Consider the following 13,337-nt stretch of genomic DNA (forward strand, 5'->3'; position numbering starts at 1 on the left):
AGCTGTGATGACCGCTCAATCCGGCAGTTTCTCGAACGTCGGCGCATCCCCCGCCTTCTCCTCCCAGGCGGCTTTGCTGCATACGAAGATGTGTGCCGTGGGCGACATGTCGATAGCCGTGTCCAGGCAACCTGCGGGCACGACAAGCAACCCCGGGGGCTGGGTGCCGGGCAATGCGGAACCACACCGCTTGCAGAAACTCTTGTAATGGCGGGTGCCCGGAAGCCGAAACGCTGTCACCGCATCGGCACCCGAGTGCCAGAGCAATTGAGCGGACTGCGAGAACAGGTTTGCCGCATGAGCCGAGCCGCTATCTTTCTGGCAGCGCCGGCAGTGACACAAGTAAAAGCTGTCAAAGTCACCCTTCACCTGGAATTTCACGGTGCCACACAGGCAAGAACCGCTATGGTCAGTCATCAGGCACAACCCATGGTTTCGCCGGTGACATGCGGTTGACGCTGTCAACAAGGGCACACAGCATGCGCGTCCCGATGCCTGGCCTTTCTATGCGGCGGATTCCGCATCCATTTCCCGGTGTTCTCATCTCCATAAACCATTCACGCTCAAGCAAGATTTCCAGCCTGACCTGAGACCCGGTACTGAAGGTACCCATAGACAGACGGAAGAAACAACTCTGGTATGCCCCTACGACTGTAGACACCTGACAGCGTTATAATCAATGCTAATACAGGATGTCAGATTGTGAGCGGGAAACGCTACACCGAGGAGTTCAAGATCGAGGCCGTCAAGCAGGTCACCGATCGCGGCTAAAAAATTGTGGAGGTCGCGCAGCGGCTCGGGATCAGCTCAAAGAGCCTGGGTGACTGGGTCAAGCAATACGGCGATGCGGGCTCGCAGCATCAAACCATTACGAGCCAGCAGGAGGAACTGCTACGCCTTAAAGCTGAGCTTCGGAGGGTCGTCGATGAGAGGAAAATACTAAAGGAAGCCGCCACGTTCTTTGCAAGCGAGTCAAAGGAAAGATACGCATTCATAGAGTCCCGAATCAATAAACACCCTGTCGCAACGATGTGCCGAGTGCTCAAAGTTCACCGCAGCGGCTTCTATGCCTAACCGTGGTATTGGATCTGTTCTCCCGACAGGTCGTTGGCTGGAGCACGAAGAATAACCTCCGTGCCGCTTTGGTGATCGATGCGCTGCCGATGGCACTTTGGCGCCGCAAACCCGAAGCAAGTGTTCTGATACATTCCGACCAGGGGATTCAATATACCTGCTCGGGCCGGCGACCGGGTATCCCTTCGGGTGGTTACCACGCATCCCCTGACAGCGTTTACCCGTTGACTTGCGTCAAGGGTATGCCGCGTGGGGTCAGCGATCCCGGCCAATTCGTCTTGCAGGAGTTGTTCGGCTGGCTGCCGGGGTGATTTGCTTAAACGCTCATGGATGTGAACGGGTAAGACTCAGATACCGGGTGACCGGTATAAGCAGACACGCGGCAATCAGGCATAGCGCAAGTGCGCTCCAGCCCAATGTTCCGGGCGATGTGAAGGTAGACATAAAGCCGCCCACAAGAGGACCGATTCCCATGGAAAACAGCAGGGCGGCACCTACGATCGCCGCAGTTTTTCCCGTCGGATCTGCTTCAGCACCTGTCCCAAGTATGTAAGGATAACTGAACATGTACACAATCCAGTAGGCTGTGACGGCAAATACAAAACTCCACGGCGCACTGGCCGTATTTAATAGCAGACAGGCGCAGCCAACTCCTGAAAAACCAGCGACCATCGGTAAAGTTCTGCCCCAGCGGACGCCCAGCCAACCCGCTGAGGCGGAGCCTACGACACCCGCGGCCGTACCCACCCCCATAATAGCACCGATATGGGCGCTACTAAGCCCCAGGTTCTGGCCCACCCGTTCTGAAAACATCCATGCGGCTCCCTGGGCGATATTCAAGAAAATTACCGAGAGCAAAAGAATGATAAGCAGGCTTCGCGGGAATCTGATTGCCTTTGTCTCGATACCTTTTGGCGCAGACCCGTGTAGGCGGAGGAGGAACGGCAACAAAACAACGATAAGACCGATGTATCCGTAAAACGCACCGTCCGCACCAGCCAGATTGATAGAAAAACCAATTACTGGCATTGTAACGGCATATATCGCCATGGTAACCGCTACCGCAACCCCCAGTGTACGATCGGGATTGCTTGCGCGCGAGGCGCAGATATTGGTTGCCGTGTAAATCGCGCCACAGGCGATGCCAACAATCGTTCTGGCCGCTATTAACGCCACTGTGCTCGCCGCGATAATAGAAAGACATTGTCCGGCGATGAACGCAACCGCCCCGAGAAGCACGAGTATACGGCCGGTCAGAAAAGATGCCTGTGTTGCCCAGATCGCGGCGCCGATTCCGATAGCACTGATTTCGATTGCGAGAACCGACCCGCTGAGCGCGGGTGAGAGGCCAAATTCATCGATCAGAGCCCCTATAAACAAAGGCCCGTTCTGAGGTGAAGAAAAGCCAATCAGCGATCCCGCTGCGACGGGAAGAACCGGGAAGTGTTGACTGTTGATATAACGTATAAATGACATCGCCGGGATCAGAGGGAGGATTTCAGGATGCTGTGAATACACTGATTTACGACGTCCGGCTTGTGACCTACCAGCGATAAGTGCCCCAGACCCTCCAGAAGATGGAAATGGCCGTTTTGTGCACGCTTAGCGACCTCTTTTCCCAAAGGCTAGGGAGCTTGTACGTCTGCACCAAACCCAATAGCATGAATGGGCGCAGGGCAATCCGCTAATTCATCGTATACGTCGAAATGTACGCACGCCTCCCACTGGGCAGCCAGCATGTCGCCGTCTCTTTCACCATAGCTCGCTGCAACGAATGGCCGGAGTCGGCTCCAGAGGTCTTCGTCCGCCAAAACTTCCGGCGGATACATAAGAACGCCATAATGTGCAACAGCCATATTTTCCGAAAGCGTACCGCCAGCACGCCTGAAATCCACTTCAGACTGCATCCATTCCCGCGTGTAACCTGTGAATCTTGCGGCGGTCCCCATTGGTATAGCACACCGAACCAACTCTGGATAATCCACTGCCAACTGAAGCGTAACCAGTGAACCCATTGATAGCCCAGCGACGGATACTGGAGGGTCGCAGACTTGTCTGATCAGCTCAGCGCAATCTAAAGCAAAATCCTTTATTTCCCAGGGAGTCGATTGTTTACACTGTGTCTGACCAATGCCCCGGGGATCGTAGGTCGTATTGCGAAAATTGGATTTGAAGTAATCCACCTGATACCGCCAGTCCTCTCCGCGGTTGTCGCCGCCCGGGATCCAGACAATGTCAGGACCGGAACCGGTTTGTTCGTAATAGAGTGTGCAGTGAGTAGTCTCAATAAAACTCATACGGATACCTTTTTCGAATACGCTATACCAGGAGTGGTTATCACCAGATGCCGGCATCAAATAATTGGTCGACACCTCTTGCACCTTCAGCCGCCGCTGGCCCCCAGTGCTGGTTGCCGCGCAACTCCGAATGCGCGAAGGTAATGCGCCCATGGCGCTGCCGAATAACTTCATGTGGTGGAAGATTGCCGTCCTTGCCGAAGTAAAAGCCCGGGCGGGGTACGGTATAGGCATGGCCCCACCGGTTGAGTATCAATCCGGCCATATCCCGCTCTTCACGAAAACCGTGTCGGGAAAAAAGTCGCTTCAACAGATTTCTGAGACGCATTTCGTACGCTGCATAAGGGGTGTTGAGAAGTTCCGTCCGGCCGAGGATCCCCTGCTCGATCGCGGATTTTCCGGGGTAGTACAGGGGTATATAAAACGACAGGGTTGCGGGTTTGTCCGGATGAAATGGAGGTTGGTAGTTCCCGACGTGCATCGGTCGCTTGAGGTTCGCTGCAAACCCGATGTCGTCCCACCACCGGAAGCCGGTCACCCCGGCTCTTTCTATAAAGCGCCAATTCGTCAGCGCAACATTCGCGACCAGGAATGCCGTATGGACAAACTCGTTCATTGCGTTTGAATGGGTCTCGGGCAGGTCGCTGACCACGTACTTGGTTATCCAGGCCCCTGTTGCCATCAATATTGCCTTGGCTTTTACCCGGTGCAACTCCCGGTCCCTCGCGTAGACAATATCCACATACCCCGCCTCGTCGGCCGGGCCGCGATGGGCAACTTTCATCACCGATGCGCCAAGGCGGATACGCACGGGTTGCCCGGGCTTGTCGAGCTCGGAAAACTGGATATTGGCGTTGACGATGTCAGCGAATTCGCTGCCGCCGGATAGTGCCTCCGGTTTTATATGCTTTAGGAAATATCGGGTGAAGCCATCGTTTCCCCCCGGGAACGAATGCCGTTCTCCTAGCTGGAATGGCTCTTGGTAGAAAGCGGTTGTGCCTGGCATTCCGAGTGCGTATGCGGAATACGCTGAGAGCACGTCAGATGTGCCACCGGCGCCGCTCGCCAGGATCGGGTCGACGTGATCGACCACCTTGGGGTCGATACCCATGTGTTCGACCACCAGCTCCCGGTAGGTAATGCTGTCGAGCCAGCGCTTGTACTCCGCTCCCCCGTATACCTTCGTTGACCAGTTACGCCATCTAATATGCTCGTTGCGAAGGTAATCGCTCATTGGCATCTGTTGAAGACCTGTTTGCCATGGGTTACGAACCCAGCGTGGCGAAACACCATGGGAGCGTTGATCCACGAAATAGCCCACGGACACCTGATCTTCCAGCCAGTACAGAAAACCGTAGTCGTCCTGCCCGAAACGCAACTGCTTTTCGCTGCCCTGGAGTGTGGGATAGCTGTACTCGCGGGGAATATCCAGTTCCTCGAAGTATCTCGCATCGCCATCGGCGAAACCGCCGTCATCAATCGCCGGAACCGAAAAGCCATTGGCCCCCTGGGGAGCAACCAGGCGCTGGCCGTTGATTTCGAAGATGTTTCGCTTTGCTTCCCCACCCAGCACCGGGTGGTTGTCGAGGATCAACAGGCTCTGTTTATCGCCGCGTCTCTGGGTAAAGCGCAATGCGCCACCGAGGCCGGCCATGCCGCCACCGACTATTACGAGGTCGTAGACTTCATCAGTTTCACTAACGGTATGCGGCTCGTTTAGTATACTTGCATCGCGCAGCGCATGAGCACGTTCCACCGCTTCCGGTGTATTGCCGTGCGACGGTTGATAATCTCCGATACCCCCGTAGCCATACCACTCATCGCCAAGCACTGGTGCGGGCAGGGTGGTACTGCCGGAATCGGAACCGATGGAATAGTGCGGTGCAGCGAGTAACGCCCCCGAACCTATCATCACCGAATTCAGGAAGTCCCGCCTCGTAAAGCCGCGGGCTACTTTAGGAGTATGTTTCGAGTATGTCATTTCTAACGTCCTTTACATGTGTTGCTGTCGCCGTGGCGAGATAACATGCACGGCTAAACGCTCCCTGCCTGTCAACATTTATTTTTTGGCGCCAGTATTACCTGCTCGCCGCAATCGACGTAAAAACGCGCCAGTCTTTCTGAACTTTTCGTCGACAGGTCGCCAAGGTAGCTTGTTTTAAGATGCCTGGCGTTGGCCAGACCCTGGATGATGGTATTGATGAAGAAATTGAAGCGCATTCTCAAGCGTCTGTCTGGTATACCCTGTGTGCAGGTTTTAAGAATGCTGAACATCCTGTTGGCCGCTGGCTTTGATCGTGCACTCAGTATCTTTGACGCTTCCGGGTGATCCTCATATTCGATGCGTGCGAGAAAACGTATGGCGCATTCACCCCACTGCTCCCGCTCCAATATATGAACGTAAGGTTTCGCAACGCTGAATAGAAACCGTCGCAAATCTTTCGGTCCCAGCGCCGGATCCAGTTCGATCTCAGAAAGCATTGGTTCTCTGACCTCATCAAACTTGTCCTGTATAAAGTTGATAAGTGTTTCTATTAGCCCCTGCTTGGAGTCGAAATGGTAGTAAACAGCTGATGTGTTCCCCGCCCCCGCCATTTTCGTTAATGCGCGAATCGACACTGCGTCGATTCCCCGCTCCGCGAATACAGTGAGCGCTGTCAGTAGCAGTTTTTCTTTCGTGCTTGCTATGTCAACGCTGGTGTATCTGGATTGGTTTGTCATAGCGATGGCCTGTATCAATTACTTTATAGTCGGATATTTATCAAGAATAACAATAAGTTAGCGTGCTGCACATCTCCCGGCGCTGTTTTTTCCCGCGCTTCTGTCCAAGTCACCCGCCTGGTGGTCACGCAAGCCGGCGGACGTCTTGACATATAATACATTTACATTATAATTAATGCAACTGAATTATTTTTTCGCGGAGTTTGGTTTCCGTTTTATACAGATGCAGTTGAGGGTTTTGCTGAATGGATCAGGAAACTGATCTATATCGAAAACTGCTAATTAGGTATCAGGCTTCGTAGCCGATGCTCGCATTCACCCTCGGCCGACAGGCCATTATCAAAGTAACTTCGAGGCATAGTAGGAGGATGGACCATGAAAAATATGTATAAATCAAACGTTGCAGCTGTATTGATCTCAGCATTCGCTTCCGGGGGCGTTATGTCCGCAACGCTGGAGGAGGTAATAGTTACGGCACAAAAGCGCGAGCAGAATCTACAGGATGTACCCGTTTCTGTGACAGCTATGAGTGGAGAAACCCTGAATCGCCTAGGGTTGACCTCGTCACAGGATTTAATGAAGCATACACCTGGATTGCAGTGGGGGTCTTTTGGTGGCGGGGCTACCGTCTCTCTTTTCTCGTTGCGGGGGGTATCGCAGGTCAGTTTTGAAGACCATCAGGAGGCTCCGGTTGCCTTTTATCGTGACGGTAGCTACATCAGTTTCATGAGTGCGGTCGGAAACCAGATGTTCGACATTGAGAGAGCGGAAGTTCTGAAGGGTCCTCAGGGCACGCTGTTTGGCCGAAACTCAACCGGTGGAGTAATCCACTTGACCAGCAAAAAGCCCACTAAAGAATTTGAAGGCTATTTCAGGGGAACATTTGGATCATACGACCAGGTTTATCTGGACGGCGCTGTCAGCGGTACTTTGATCGAGGATCAATTGCTGGGAAGGCTGGCAGTATCAAAGCGAGAAGCCGACGGCTACTGGGAGAACCGCATAGGTTTAGATAAAAACACCGAGGACAATTACAGTGTCCGCGCTCATCTGGAGTTTATCGGTCTAGAAGATGTCAATGCTCTGTTGTCGTTCAATGGCAGCAGAGATCGCGCAGATGGTTTCGGCGGTATGCTGACAGCAAGAGCCATGATTAACGACGATGGCCTTGGATTCGCCCCTCCTAATCAGGCTGCCTATAACGAATTCTGTGAAGGCTTTTTTCTCATCCCGAGTGTACCTGATCAGGATACCTGCTTTGGATATGTAAAGGAGAATGACGACCCCTTTTCCGGTGCTGCAAATACTGAAGGATTTCTTGACAGAGACCACTATGGTGCTTCGTTAAATCTGGATTGGTCACTGAGTGAACAGTTGCGCCTGGTATCTGTCACCGATTGGCAGACCTTCGAGAAGGATTACCTGGGGGACGCTGATGCTACCCCGGTACTGGCCGTAGACTACTTTACTTCACAGGAAAATACGCAGTTTACGCAGGAATTTCGTCTTGAGGGAGATTCCGACGTCATGAACTGGCTTGTGGGTGCATATTATCTATATATAGATGGGGATTACCTAGGGGGGGTGGATACGGCCGAGCTGTATGCAGGCAGAACAGAAAACCTCTACGAGTTGAAAACCGAGTCGTACTCCGTGTTCGGTCAGATTGAATATCGTTTATCCAGCCAGTTGTCATTGATCGCGGGATTGCGTTGGACTCAGGACAACAAGGATTTTGACTTTACCGGGGTATGCTTCGGTGCGACTTGCGATCCTGAGCTTTTCTTTTTCTCCGCGCCAGGTACGATTCAGGCCGACGGCTTTTCAGGGGACCAGGATGAAAATGACTATGAATTCAAAGCTCAGCTTAGTTGGTCGGTAACTGACGATACGCTGCTGTTTGCAGGTGTAAGCCGTGGGTACAAAGCAGGTGGCTTCAATGCACCAGTTGTTGCGACGATTCCTCCTGAGGAAACAGCATTCGATGGTGAAGCGTTAACCAGTTATGAGGCCGGGTTTAAGTCAACACTCTTCGGTGGTAGGGCACGACTTAACGGTAGTGTTTTCTACTATGATTATCAGGATTTTCAGGCATTTCAATTCTCAAACCTGACGTCGCTGATCGTCAATGCTGATGCTGAGATTTATGGCGGAGAGCTGGAACTTCAGGCGACACCTGCTCCTGGCCTGGATATATTGCTCGGTGTGTCGGTACTGGACACAACTGTGGAGGATATTGTTTTACCCTCTGGCCGCGCGGCCGATCGTGAGGCGCCTTTCTCACCTGACATTAGCTTAAACGCGTTGATTCGCAAGGAGTGGGTCTTATCGGAGACCGTGCTCAGTGTGCAGGCTGATCTATCCTATGTGGATGAGCAGCAATTTAGCACACTAAATGCCCCGATCACACTTGGCGATTCCTATACCGTGGTCGGCGCGCGGCTGTCGATCAGTGATCGGGCTGAAAAATGGGTGCTGAGCGGCTTTGTGGACAATGCGACGGACGAGGTGTACACGATTAACGGTTTCGATAACTCAGGCTTAATTGGAACGACCCGCGCCACATTAGGAGAGCCTCGCTGGTACGGCGTACAACTTGAGTATAATTGGAACTAGAGAAGTTAGGGAAACCTTTCGGTTAGGAGAACTCTCATGAAAGGCAAAAAATTGCATACGATACACTCTAACCATCAACATATGAGTTGGTGCAACAGTAGGACACCTGCTCAAGTTGTTGCGCCGGGAGATGAAGTGCAATTCGAAGTGATCGATGCCGTTTGTGGCCAGCTTTCACCCGAGTCAACGGTCGAGGACGTGGAGAATCTGGATTTTGATTTGGTAAACCCCATTTCTGGGCCTATATACGTCGATGGTGCAGAGCCAGGGGATTCGCTTAAAGTTACGATCCTCGGCTTCGAGCCCAGCGGTTGGGGGTGGACAGCCATTATTCCCGGTTTTGGACTACTCGCTGACGACTTTGCCAATCCTTCCCTGAACATATGGAAGTACGAATTAGGTTTCGAGACGCCGTGTGTATTTAATTCGCACGCCAGGGTCCCACTTAAACCTTTCTGTGGAACTATCGGTGTCGCGCATGCTGAAGCCGGCGAGTTCAGCACCATTCCGCCGTATGCGACGGGCGGTAACATGGACATTCGAGATATCAATATCGGAACCGATCTGTATATTCCTGTCGAAGTGCCCGGCGCGTTGTTCTCGATCGGTGATCCTCACTGTGCTCAAGGAGACGGCGAAGTCTGTGGCACTGCCATTGAATCCCCGATGGGAGTTACCGTCAGGCTTGATTTAGTCAAGGGAGAGAATTTGCGTTTCCCGAGATATGTAACGCCGGGGCCTGTAAGCCGCCACCACGATGAACTGGGATATGAAGTGACTACCGGTATAGGTCCGGATCTTATGGAGGCGAGTCAGAACGCTGTCCGGGGAATGATTGACAGATTAATGAAGCTGCATAAGTTGGACGCCGCCCAAGCGTATATGTTGTGCAGCGTCACCGGTGACCTACGTATAAGTGAGATTGTCGATAGGCCCAATTGGGTTGTGTCATTCTATATGCCAAATAAGATATTTCAGTAAAGGCTTGTATAGAAAAATTTAAATTCGCGGCGCTGGCGATTCCCTGAAAGAAGCCACTACCGCAAGTTATTAGAGCCTATGTTACCTGGGCGCTTGTACGAGGGCGAGGGAGGAGCCCATGTGTGCTTAAACAATCTGATTCTGGTTGACTGGATCTCATGGAGACAAAACGATGACTGATTTGCAATCGGATTACCAGGGTCCGTTAAAAGGTCAGGTGGGTCTTCCCAATACTGCGTATACATCCACGGTACATTTTGAGTCGGAACTCAACAAAGTATTCTGCGCCAGTTGGATGTGTATCGGGTTCGTGGAGGATGTCCCCGAGGTTGGTGATATAGCGCCAGTCACATTCGCGGGCATACCAATGCTTATGGTGCGTGGGCGCGATTAATGCATCCGTGTTTTCGAGAACGCTTGTGTGCATAGGGGATCGGTGCTTGCAGTCGAGCCCAGGCGTTGCCGGCGGAATATCGTTTGTCCTTACCATAGTTGGGCATATGATCTGGATGGTACTTTGATTCGGACACCACATGCCGGCGGCGCAGGTAAGCATACGCCCTGCGATTTTGATGCAAAAGAATTTTCCCTTAAAGAGATTCGCTCCGCGACGTGGAAAGGCCTGGTATTTGTCAATATATCCGCTACGGAGTCGGATTTCGCTGATTTTATCGGCCCACTCGATGAACGTATCGGGGAGTTGCCCGCTGACGCTCTTGTCAGGGATTCTCCGTTGTCCTCTACAATGTGCTTCAATGCCAATTGGAAGCTCGTTGTGGAGAATTTTGTAGAAAGCTATCATGTGCCTCCGGTGCATCCCGAATTGGAAAAAGTAAACCCAATGCGAATGCATTATCAAATTCTGGGTGGCCACAGTTATCTTGGTCAGGGCGGCGATAGTTACACGGCAGGTGAGAGTGAAGAACTCGCCGGTTTACCGCGTCGACCCGGCGGAGATACAACAAGTTACGAAGCATTCTACTTGCTCCCAAATTTAATTATCGGGCCGCTTCCGGATTTTACGTTTATAATCATCATAAATCCAACCTCCCCGGCGACAACCTCCGAACGTATTGAGATTTTGTTTTATGGGAATGCGGCTCTTGATGACGCACTGGCAGATCAACGGCGAAGTAATTCAGATTTTCTTACGTTGATAAACTCGCAGGATATAGGCGCTTGTGAAAAAGTGCAGCAGGGCCGGCATTGCCCAGGTTTCAATGGTGGTGTATTTGCCCTGCCTCAAGAGGCAACCAGTCTTCAGTTCCTTCGTATCGTGGCAGCCCGTATGTGCATAGGTAAGGATCAAACTCCTCAGGAGCTCATTGACCTTCCGGTTCGCGATATCCGGCATCAGGAGGTTTCCCGTTCGTGATCTTTTGGAGATAACGGACTTCGGTCAGCTGGGAATGCAGCACTCCATGCAATTTATGAGTGGGTGCCGGCACGCTTTCTTTCAATAACGTGGCGATGGTGCCGCCTGGGATTGATCACCACCCTGATTGGCAACGGAGTGCTTAACGCCGTTTTTGCTGCTCTACATATTCATCCAGCAGCTGCCTGATTATTTTCTGATATTGCATATGGTGCTTTTTGGCGGCTTCTTTAAAGAAGGCAACGCTTTCTGAACTCAGTGAAATCGGGACTTTTGTTTGCTTGTTTTTGAGTGCTAATTCTTCCGGTGAGGGGAGGAATTCAGGCACCAACCTGAATTCACCAATCGGTTCATCATTATACTTGATTGGTTTGCTCATAAACTGTTTTACCTCTATGCCAGTAACCCGCGCCGATGATGCTTATGCGGCCAGATCGATAGGTGAATCTAACGGTGAGAATCCCAGTGCCTTCGCGATTGGAACCGAATCAGTAATACCGCCTTTCTTTCTGGCTATGGCTCAAGTCTTCAGCGATTATCCGCAGTTCATCCAGAAACGCATATTGAGCTTCGTAAAATGAAACACAGTGTTTGCGCTGGTTGGCTGCATTCTTGGCCTCATCCCATTTAAATTTAGATTTCTCCAGAATAGCTTTATAACAAATATATGGCTAATTTGCCATATAAACACTTTTGCACTGAGAGCGTTTTCTCCACCACTTGAAGTTTCGACCCGGCGGCAATACGCTGGCCACTGGACCCCGTATACAGAGTATTCATCCAGGCAGCAAGGAGCCGGGTCATGCGGATAATTTTCAGTTCGGTACTGAAGCCGGTCGCCGGCATGTTGCTTGCCATTCAGTTTGCATTTTCCGGCACAACAGCCGCCGACCTGCCCGCCGGCTAAGGCCGCAGCCTGGTCGAAATCGCCTGCACGTCCTGCCATTCCACGGCGACCGTCACCAGATCCGCAGGCTACGATACTCCTGGGCGCTGGCGGAAGGTGATGGCCACCATGGTTGAGCTGCCGCCGGCCCAGGCGCGGACCCTCTCCGAGTACCTGGCGGCGCATTTTCCGGCGCACCCGCAGCGGCGGCCCACGCTGGTTCCCGGGGATTTCGTGATCGATATCCGCGAATGGCTGGTGCCGACCCTGGGACTAGCGCAAGTTCCTGGCAGAGAATGACTGGGTGGCCAGCATGAGCCGCAAAGGGAACTGCCACGACAACGCCGTTGCGGAGAGCTTTTTCTCAATGCTGAAAACCGAGAGGATCAAGCGCCGTATCTTCAAAACACGGGATGAAGCCCGGGCCGAAATATTCAACTGCATCGAGTTCTTCTACAATCCGAATCGGAGGCATGGAACCAACAACGGGTTGTGGCCTATAAACTAAGAAAAGCAGTACTTCGAGAAGCTGCCAGCTGTCTAGAGAGTCAGGGGCATACCACCATCACTACTCCTTCATGCGCCAACTGCAACTTTACCCATAACGCCGCATAAAAAACCAGCTACCGCGCCCAGTGGAGGTGCCCAGTGCTTTTCCAGTTTGGCCTCCGGCGCTATATCCTGAAAAATCAGGTACAGGATACCGCCAGCGGCAAATAGCGAGATAGCAGAAACAAGTTCCGGAAAGTCCGACAGGACAAAATATCCGGTTAGCCCCGAAATGGGACCTAACAAGGCCATCAGAGTGAATGCGCCAATCACCTGTGAAACACGATAATGGGTCGAAGTTGTAACTTCTCTGCAGGCGTTAAAACCTTCCGGGAGGTTCTGTAGCGCAATAATTCCTGCAAGCAACACCCCCGAAGCCTTGGAGACAGCGTCGGTTGCACCAAGAGCCAGGGCTTCAGGGACAAAATCGGACAACATCGCCACCAGTTGGCTCGCCGGGGTGGCCTTGGCAGCCAGGAGAACGTCGAGTAACAAGAATGCCACGGCACCACTCATAAAACATACGACTATCAGCAGTGGAGCCAGGTTTCTTATCCCCTCCGGAACAATAACTAACGCGACTGCTGCCAAAAGCGCCCCACCACCAAAGGCGATTACGCTGTGGCGAACCTCAGATTCAAGCCAGCGTGGCCGGATAGGTTCGAGCCCGGCAAAGGATGCTCCGATCGGCATCGAGATCCCCGGTATTAGCGTCAGCACAATAATGAGGATCCAGTCGTTCAATGTACTAATCGCACCTCTTCTGAGGCATAACGTCGCCGTTTGCGGCAACCGAAGGTTGACCGCAACATGGCCTTGTTATGTGGCGATCCGTGGG

The 13,337-nt window shown here is 52.4% G+C and carries 12 protein-coding genes and 2 pseudogenes; 6 read left to right on the forward strand and 8 right to left on the reverse strand.

Features of this window, described 5'->3' with window-relative positions; genetic code table 11:
* Positions 1 to 15: 15 nt before the first annotated feature.
* Positions 16 to 417 (reverse strand): GFA family protein, encoded by a 402-nt coding sequence (locus RKE50_RS13650; protein WP_350037189.1) that lies wholly within the window; start codon positions 415 to 417, stop codon positions 16 to 18.
* 285 nt (positions 418 to 702) lie between these two features.
* Here RKE50_RS13650 and RKE50_RS13655 point away from each other — a divergent pair.
* Positions 703 to 1,280: pseudogene (locus tag RKE50_RS13655) on the forward strand (transposase); the annotation flags it as partial.
* A 118-nt stretch (positions 1,281 to 1,398) separates the two neighbouring features.
* Here RKE50_RS13655 and RKE50_RS13660 read toward each other — a convergent pair.
* From RKE50_RS13660 to RKE50_RS13675, 4 genes are all read right to left on the reverse strand, one after another.
* On the reverse strand, positions 1,399 to 2,592 hold the full coding sequence (locus RKE50_RS13660) for an MFS transporter (protein ID WP_350037191.1): 1,194 nt from the start codon (positions 2,590 to 2,592) through the stop codon (positions 1,399 to 1,401).
* 107 nt (positions 2,593 to 2,699) lie between these two features.
* On the reverse strand, positions 2,700 to 3,446 hold the full coding sequence (locus tag RKE50_RS13665) for an alpha/beta fold hydrolase (protein ID WP_350037193.1): 747 nt from the start codon (positions 3,444 to 3,446) through the stop codon (positions 2,700 to 2,702).
* Entirely contained in the window at positions 3,412 to 5,352 is a 1,941-nt protein-coding gene (locus tag RKE50_RS13670; protein WP_350037195.1) for an NAD(P)-binding protein, read from the reverse strand. The genes RKE50_RS13665 and RKE50_RS13670 overlap by 35 nt, the downstream gene beginning before the upstream one ends.
* Before the next feature lie 71 nt (positions 5,353 to 5,423).
* Positions 5,424 to 6,092, reverse strand: a complete 669-nt coding sequence (locus RKE50_RS13675) for a TetR/AcrR family transcriptional regulator (RefSeq protein WP_350037196.1) — start codon at positions 6,090 to 6,092, stop codon at positions 5,424 to 5,426.
* A gap of 375 nt (positions 6,093 to 6,467) precedes the next feature.
* On the opposite strand from RKE50_RS13675, the gene RKE50_RS13680 reads away from it, so the two are divergent.
* From RKE50_RS13680 to RKE50_RS13690, 3 genes are all read left to right on the forward strand, one after another.
* Positions 6,468 to 8,708, forward strand: coding sequence for a TonB-dependent receptor (locus RKE50_RS13680; protein WP_350037198.1), 2,241 nt, complete (start codon positions 6,468 to 6,470; stop codon positions 8,706 to 8,708).
* A 36-nt stretch (positions 8,709 to 8,744) separates the two neighbouring features.
* On the forward strand, positions 8,745 to 9,689 hold the full coding sequence (locus RKE50_RS13685; RefSeq protein WP_350037200.1) for an acetamidase/formamidase family protein: 945 nt from the start codon (positions 8,745 to 8,747) through the stop codon (positions 9,687 to 9,689).
* A gap of 397 nt (positions 9,690 to 10,086) precedes the next feature.
* Positions 10,087 to 11,064, forward strand: coding sequence for an aromatic ring-hydroxylating oxygenase subunit alpha (locus tag RKE50_RS13690; protein WP_350037869.1), 978 nt, complete (start codon positions 10,087 to 10,089; stop codon positions 11,062 to 11,064).
* Between the two features lie 142 nt (positions 11,065 to 11,206).
* Here the strand turns inward: RKE50_RS13690 and RKE50_RS13695 are convergent, their stop codons facing one another.
* Both RKE50_RS13695 and RKE50_RS13700 read right to left on the reverse strand, forming a co-directional pair.
* Positions 11,207 to 11,443: a hypothetical protein gene (locus tag RKE50_RS13695; RefSeq protein ID WP_350037202.1), complete on the reverse strand. Its 237-nt coding sequence runs from the start codon at positions 11,441 to 11,443 to the stop codon at positions 11,207 to 11,209.
* A 109-nt stretch (positions 11,444 to 11,552) separates the two neighbouring features.
* Complete coding sequence (locus RKE50_RS13700) at positions 11,553 to 11,729, reverse strand: BrnT family toxin (protein WP_350037871.1); 177 nt, start codon at positions 11,727 to 11,729, stop codon at positions 11,553 to 11,555.
* Between the two features lie 350 nt (positions 11,730 to 12,079).
* On the opposite strand from RKE50_RS13700, the gene RKE50_RS13705 reads away from it, so the two are divergent.
* Together RKE50_RS13705 and RKE50_RS13710 are read left to right on the forward strand one after the other, a co-directional pair.
* Positions 12,080 to 12,250 carry a hypothetical protein gene (locus tag RKE50_RS13705; RefSeq protein WP_350037203.1) on the forward strand — a complete coding sequence of 57 codons (171 nt, stop codon included), beginning with the start codon at positions 12,080 to 12,082 and terminating at the stop codon, positions 12,248 to 12,250.
* A pseudogene (locus RKE50_RS13710) lies at positions 12,234 to 12,458 on the forward strand (IS3 family transposase); the annotation flags it as partial. The gene RKE50_RS13705 and the pseudogene RKE50_RS13710, both read left to right, overlap by 17 nt.
* A 68-nt stretch (positions 12,459 to 12,526) precedes the next feature.
* Here RKE50_RS13710 and RKE50_RS13715 read toward each other — a convergent pair.
* On the reverse strand, positions 12,527 to 13,243 hold the full coding sequence (locus tag RKE50_RS13715) for a ZIP family metal transporter (protein ID WP_350037205.1): 717 nt from the start codon (positions 13,241 to 13,243) through the stop codon (positions 12,527 to 12,529).
* Positions 13,244 to 13,337 lie beyond the last annotated feature (94 nt).

Source organism: Pseudohaliea sp., from assembly GCF_040217025.1.
Taxonomy (GTDB): domain Bacteria; phylum Pseudomonadota; class Gammaproteobacteria; order Pseudomonadales; family Halieaceae; genus Pseudohaliea.

Excerpts from the sequence above, each read along its gene's own strand:
- RKE50_RS13650 (WP_350037189.1), bottom strand. The coding sequence starts at position 417 with ATGACTGACCATAGCGGTTCTTGCCTGTGTGGCACCGTGAAATTCCAG.
- RKE50_RS13705 (WP_350037203.1), top strand. The coding sequence starts at position 12,080 with ATGGTTGAGCTGCCGCCGGCCCAGGCGCGGACCCTCTCCGAGTACCTG.
- RKE50_RS13675 (WP_350037196.1), bottom strand. The coding sequence starts at position 6,092 with ATGACAAACCAATCCAGATACACCAGCGTTGACATAGCAAGCACGAAA.
- RKE50_RS13680 (WP_350037198.1), top strand. The coding sequence starts at position 6,468 with ATGAAAAATATGTATAAATCAAACGTTGCAGCTGTATTGATCTCAGCA.
- RKE50_RS13685 (WP_350037200.1), top strand. The coding sequence starts at position 8,745 with ATGAAAGGCAAAAAATTGCATACGATACACTCTAACCATCAACATATG.
- RKE50_RS13670 (WP_350037195.1), bottom strand. The coding sequence starts at position 5,352 with ATGACATACTCGAAACATACTCCTAAAGTAGCCCGCGGCTTTACGAGG.
- RKE50_RS13695 (WP_350037202.1), bottom strand. The coding sequence starts at position 11,443 with ATGAGCAAACCAATCAAGTATAATGATGAACCGATTGGTGAATTCAGG.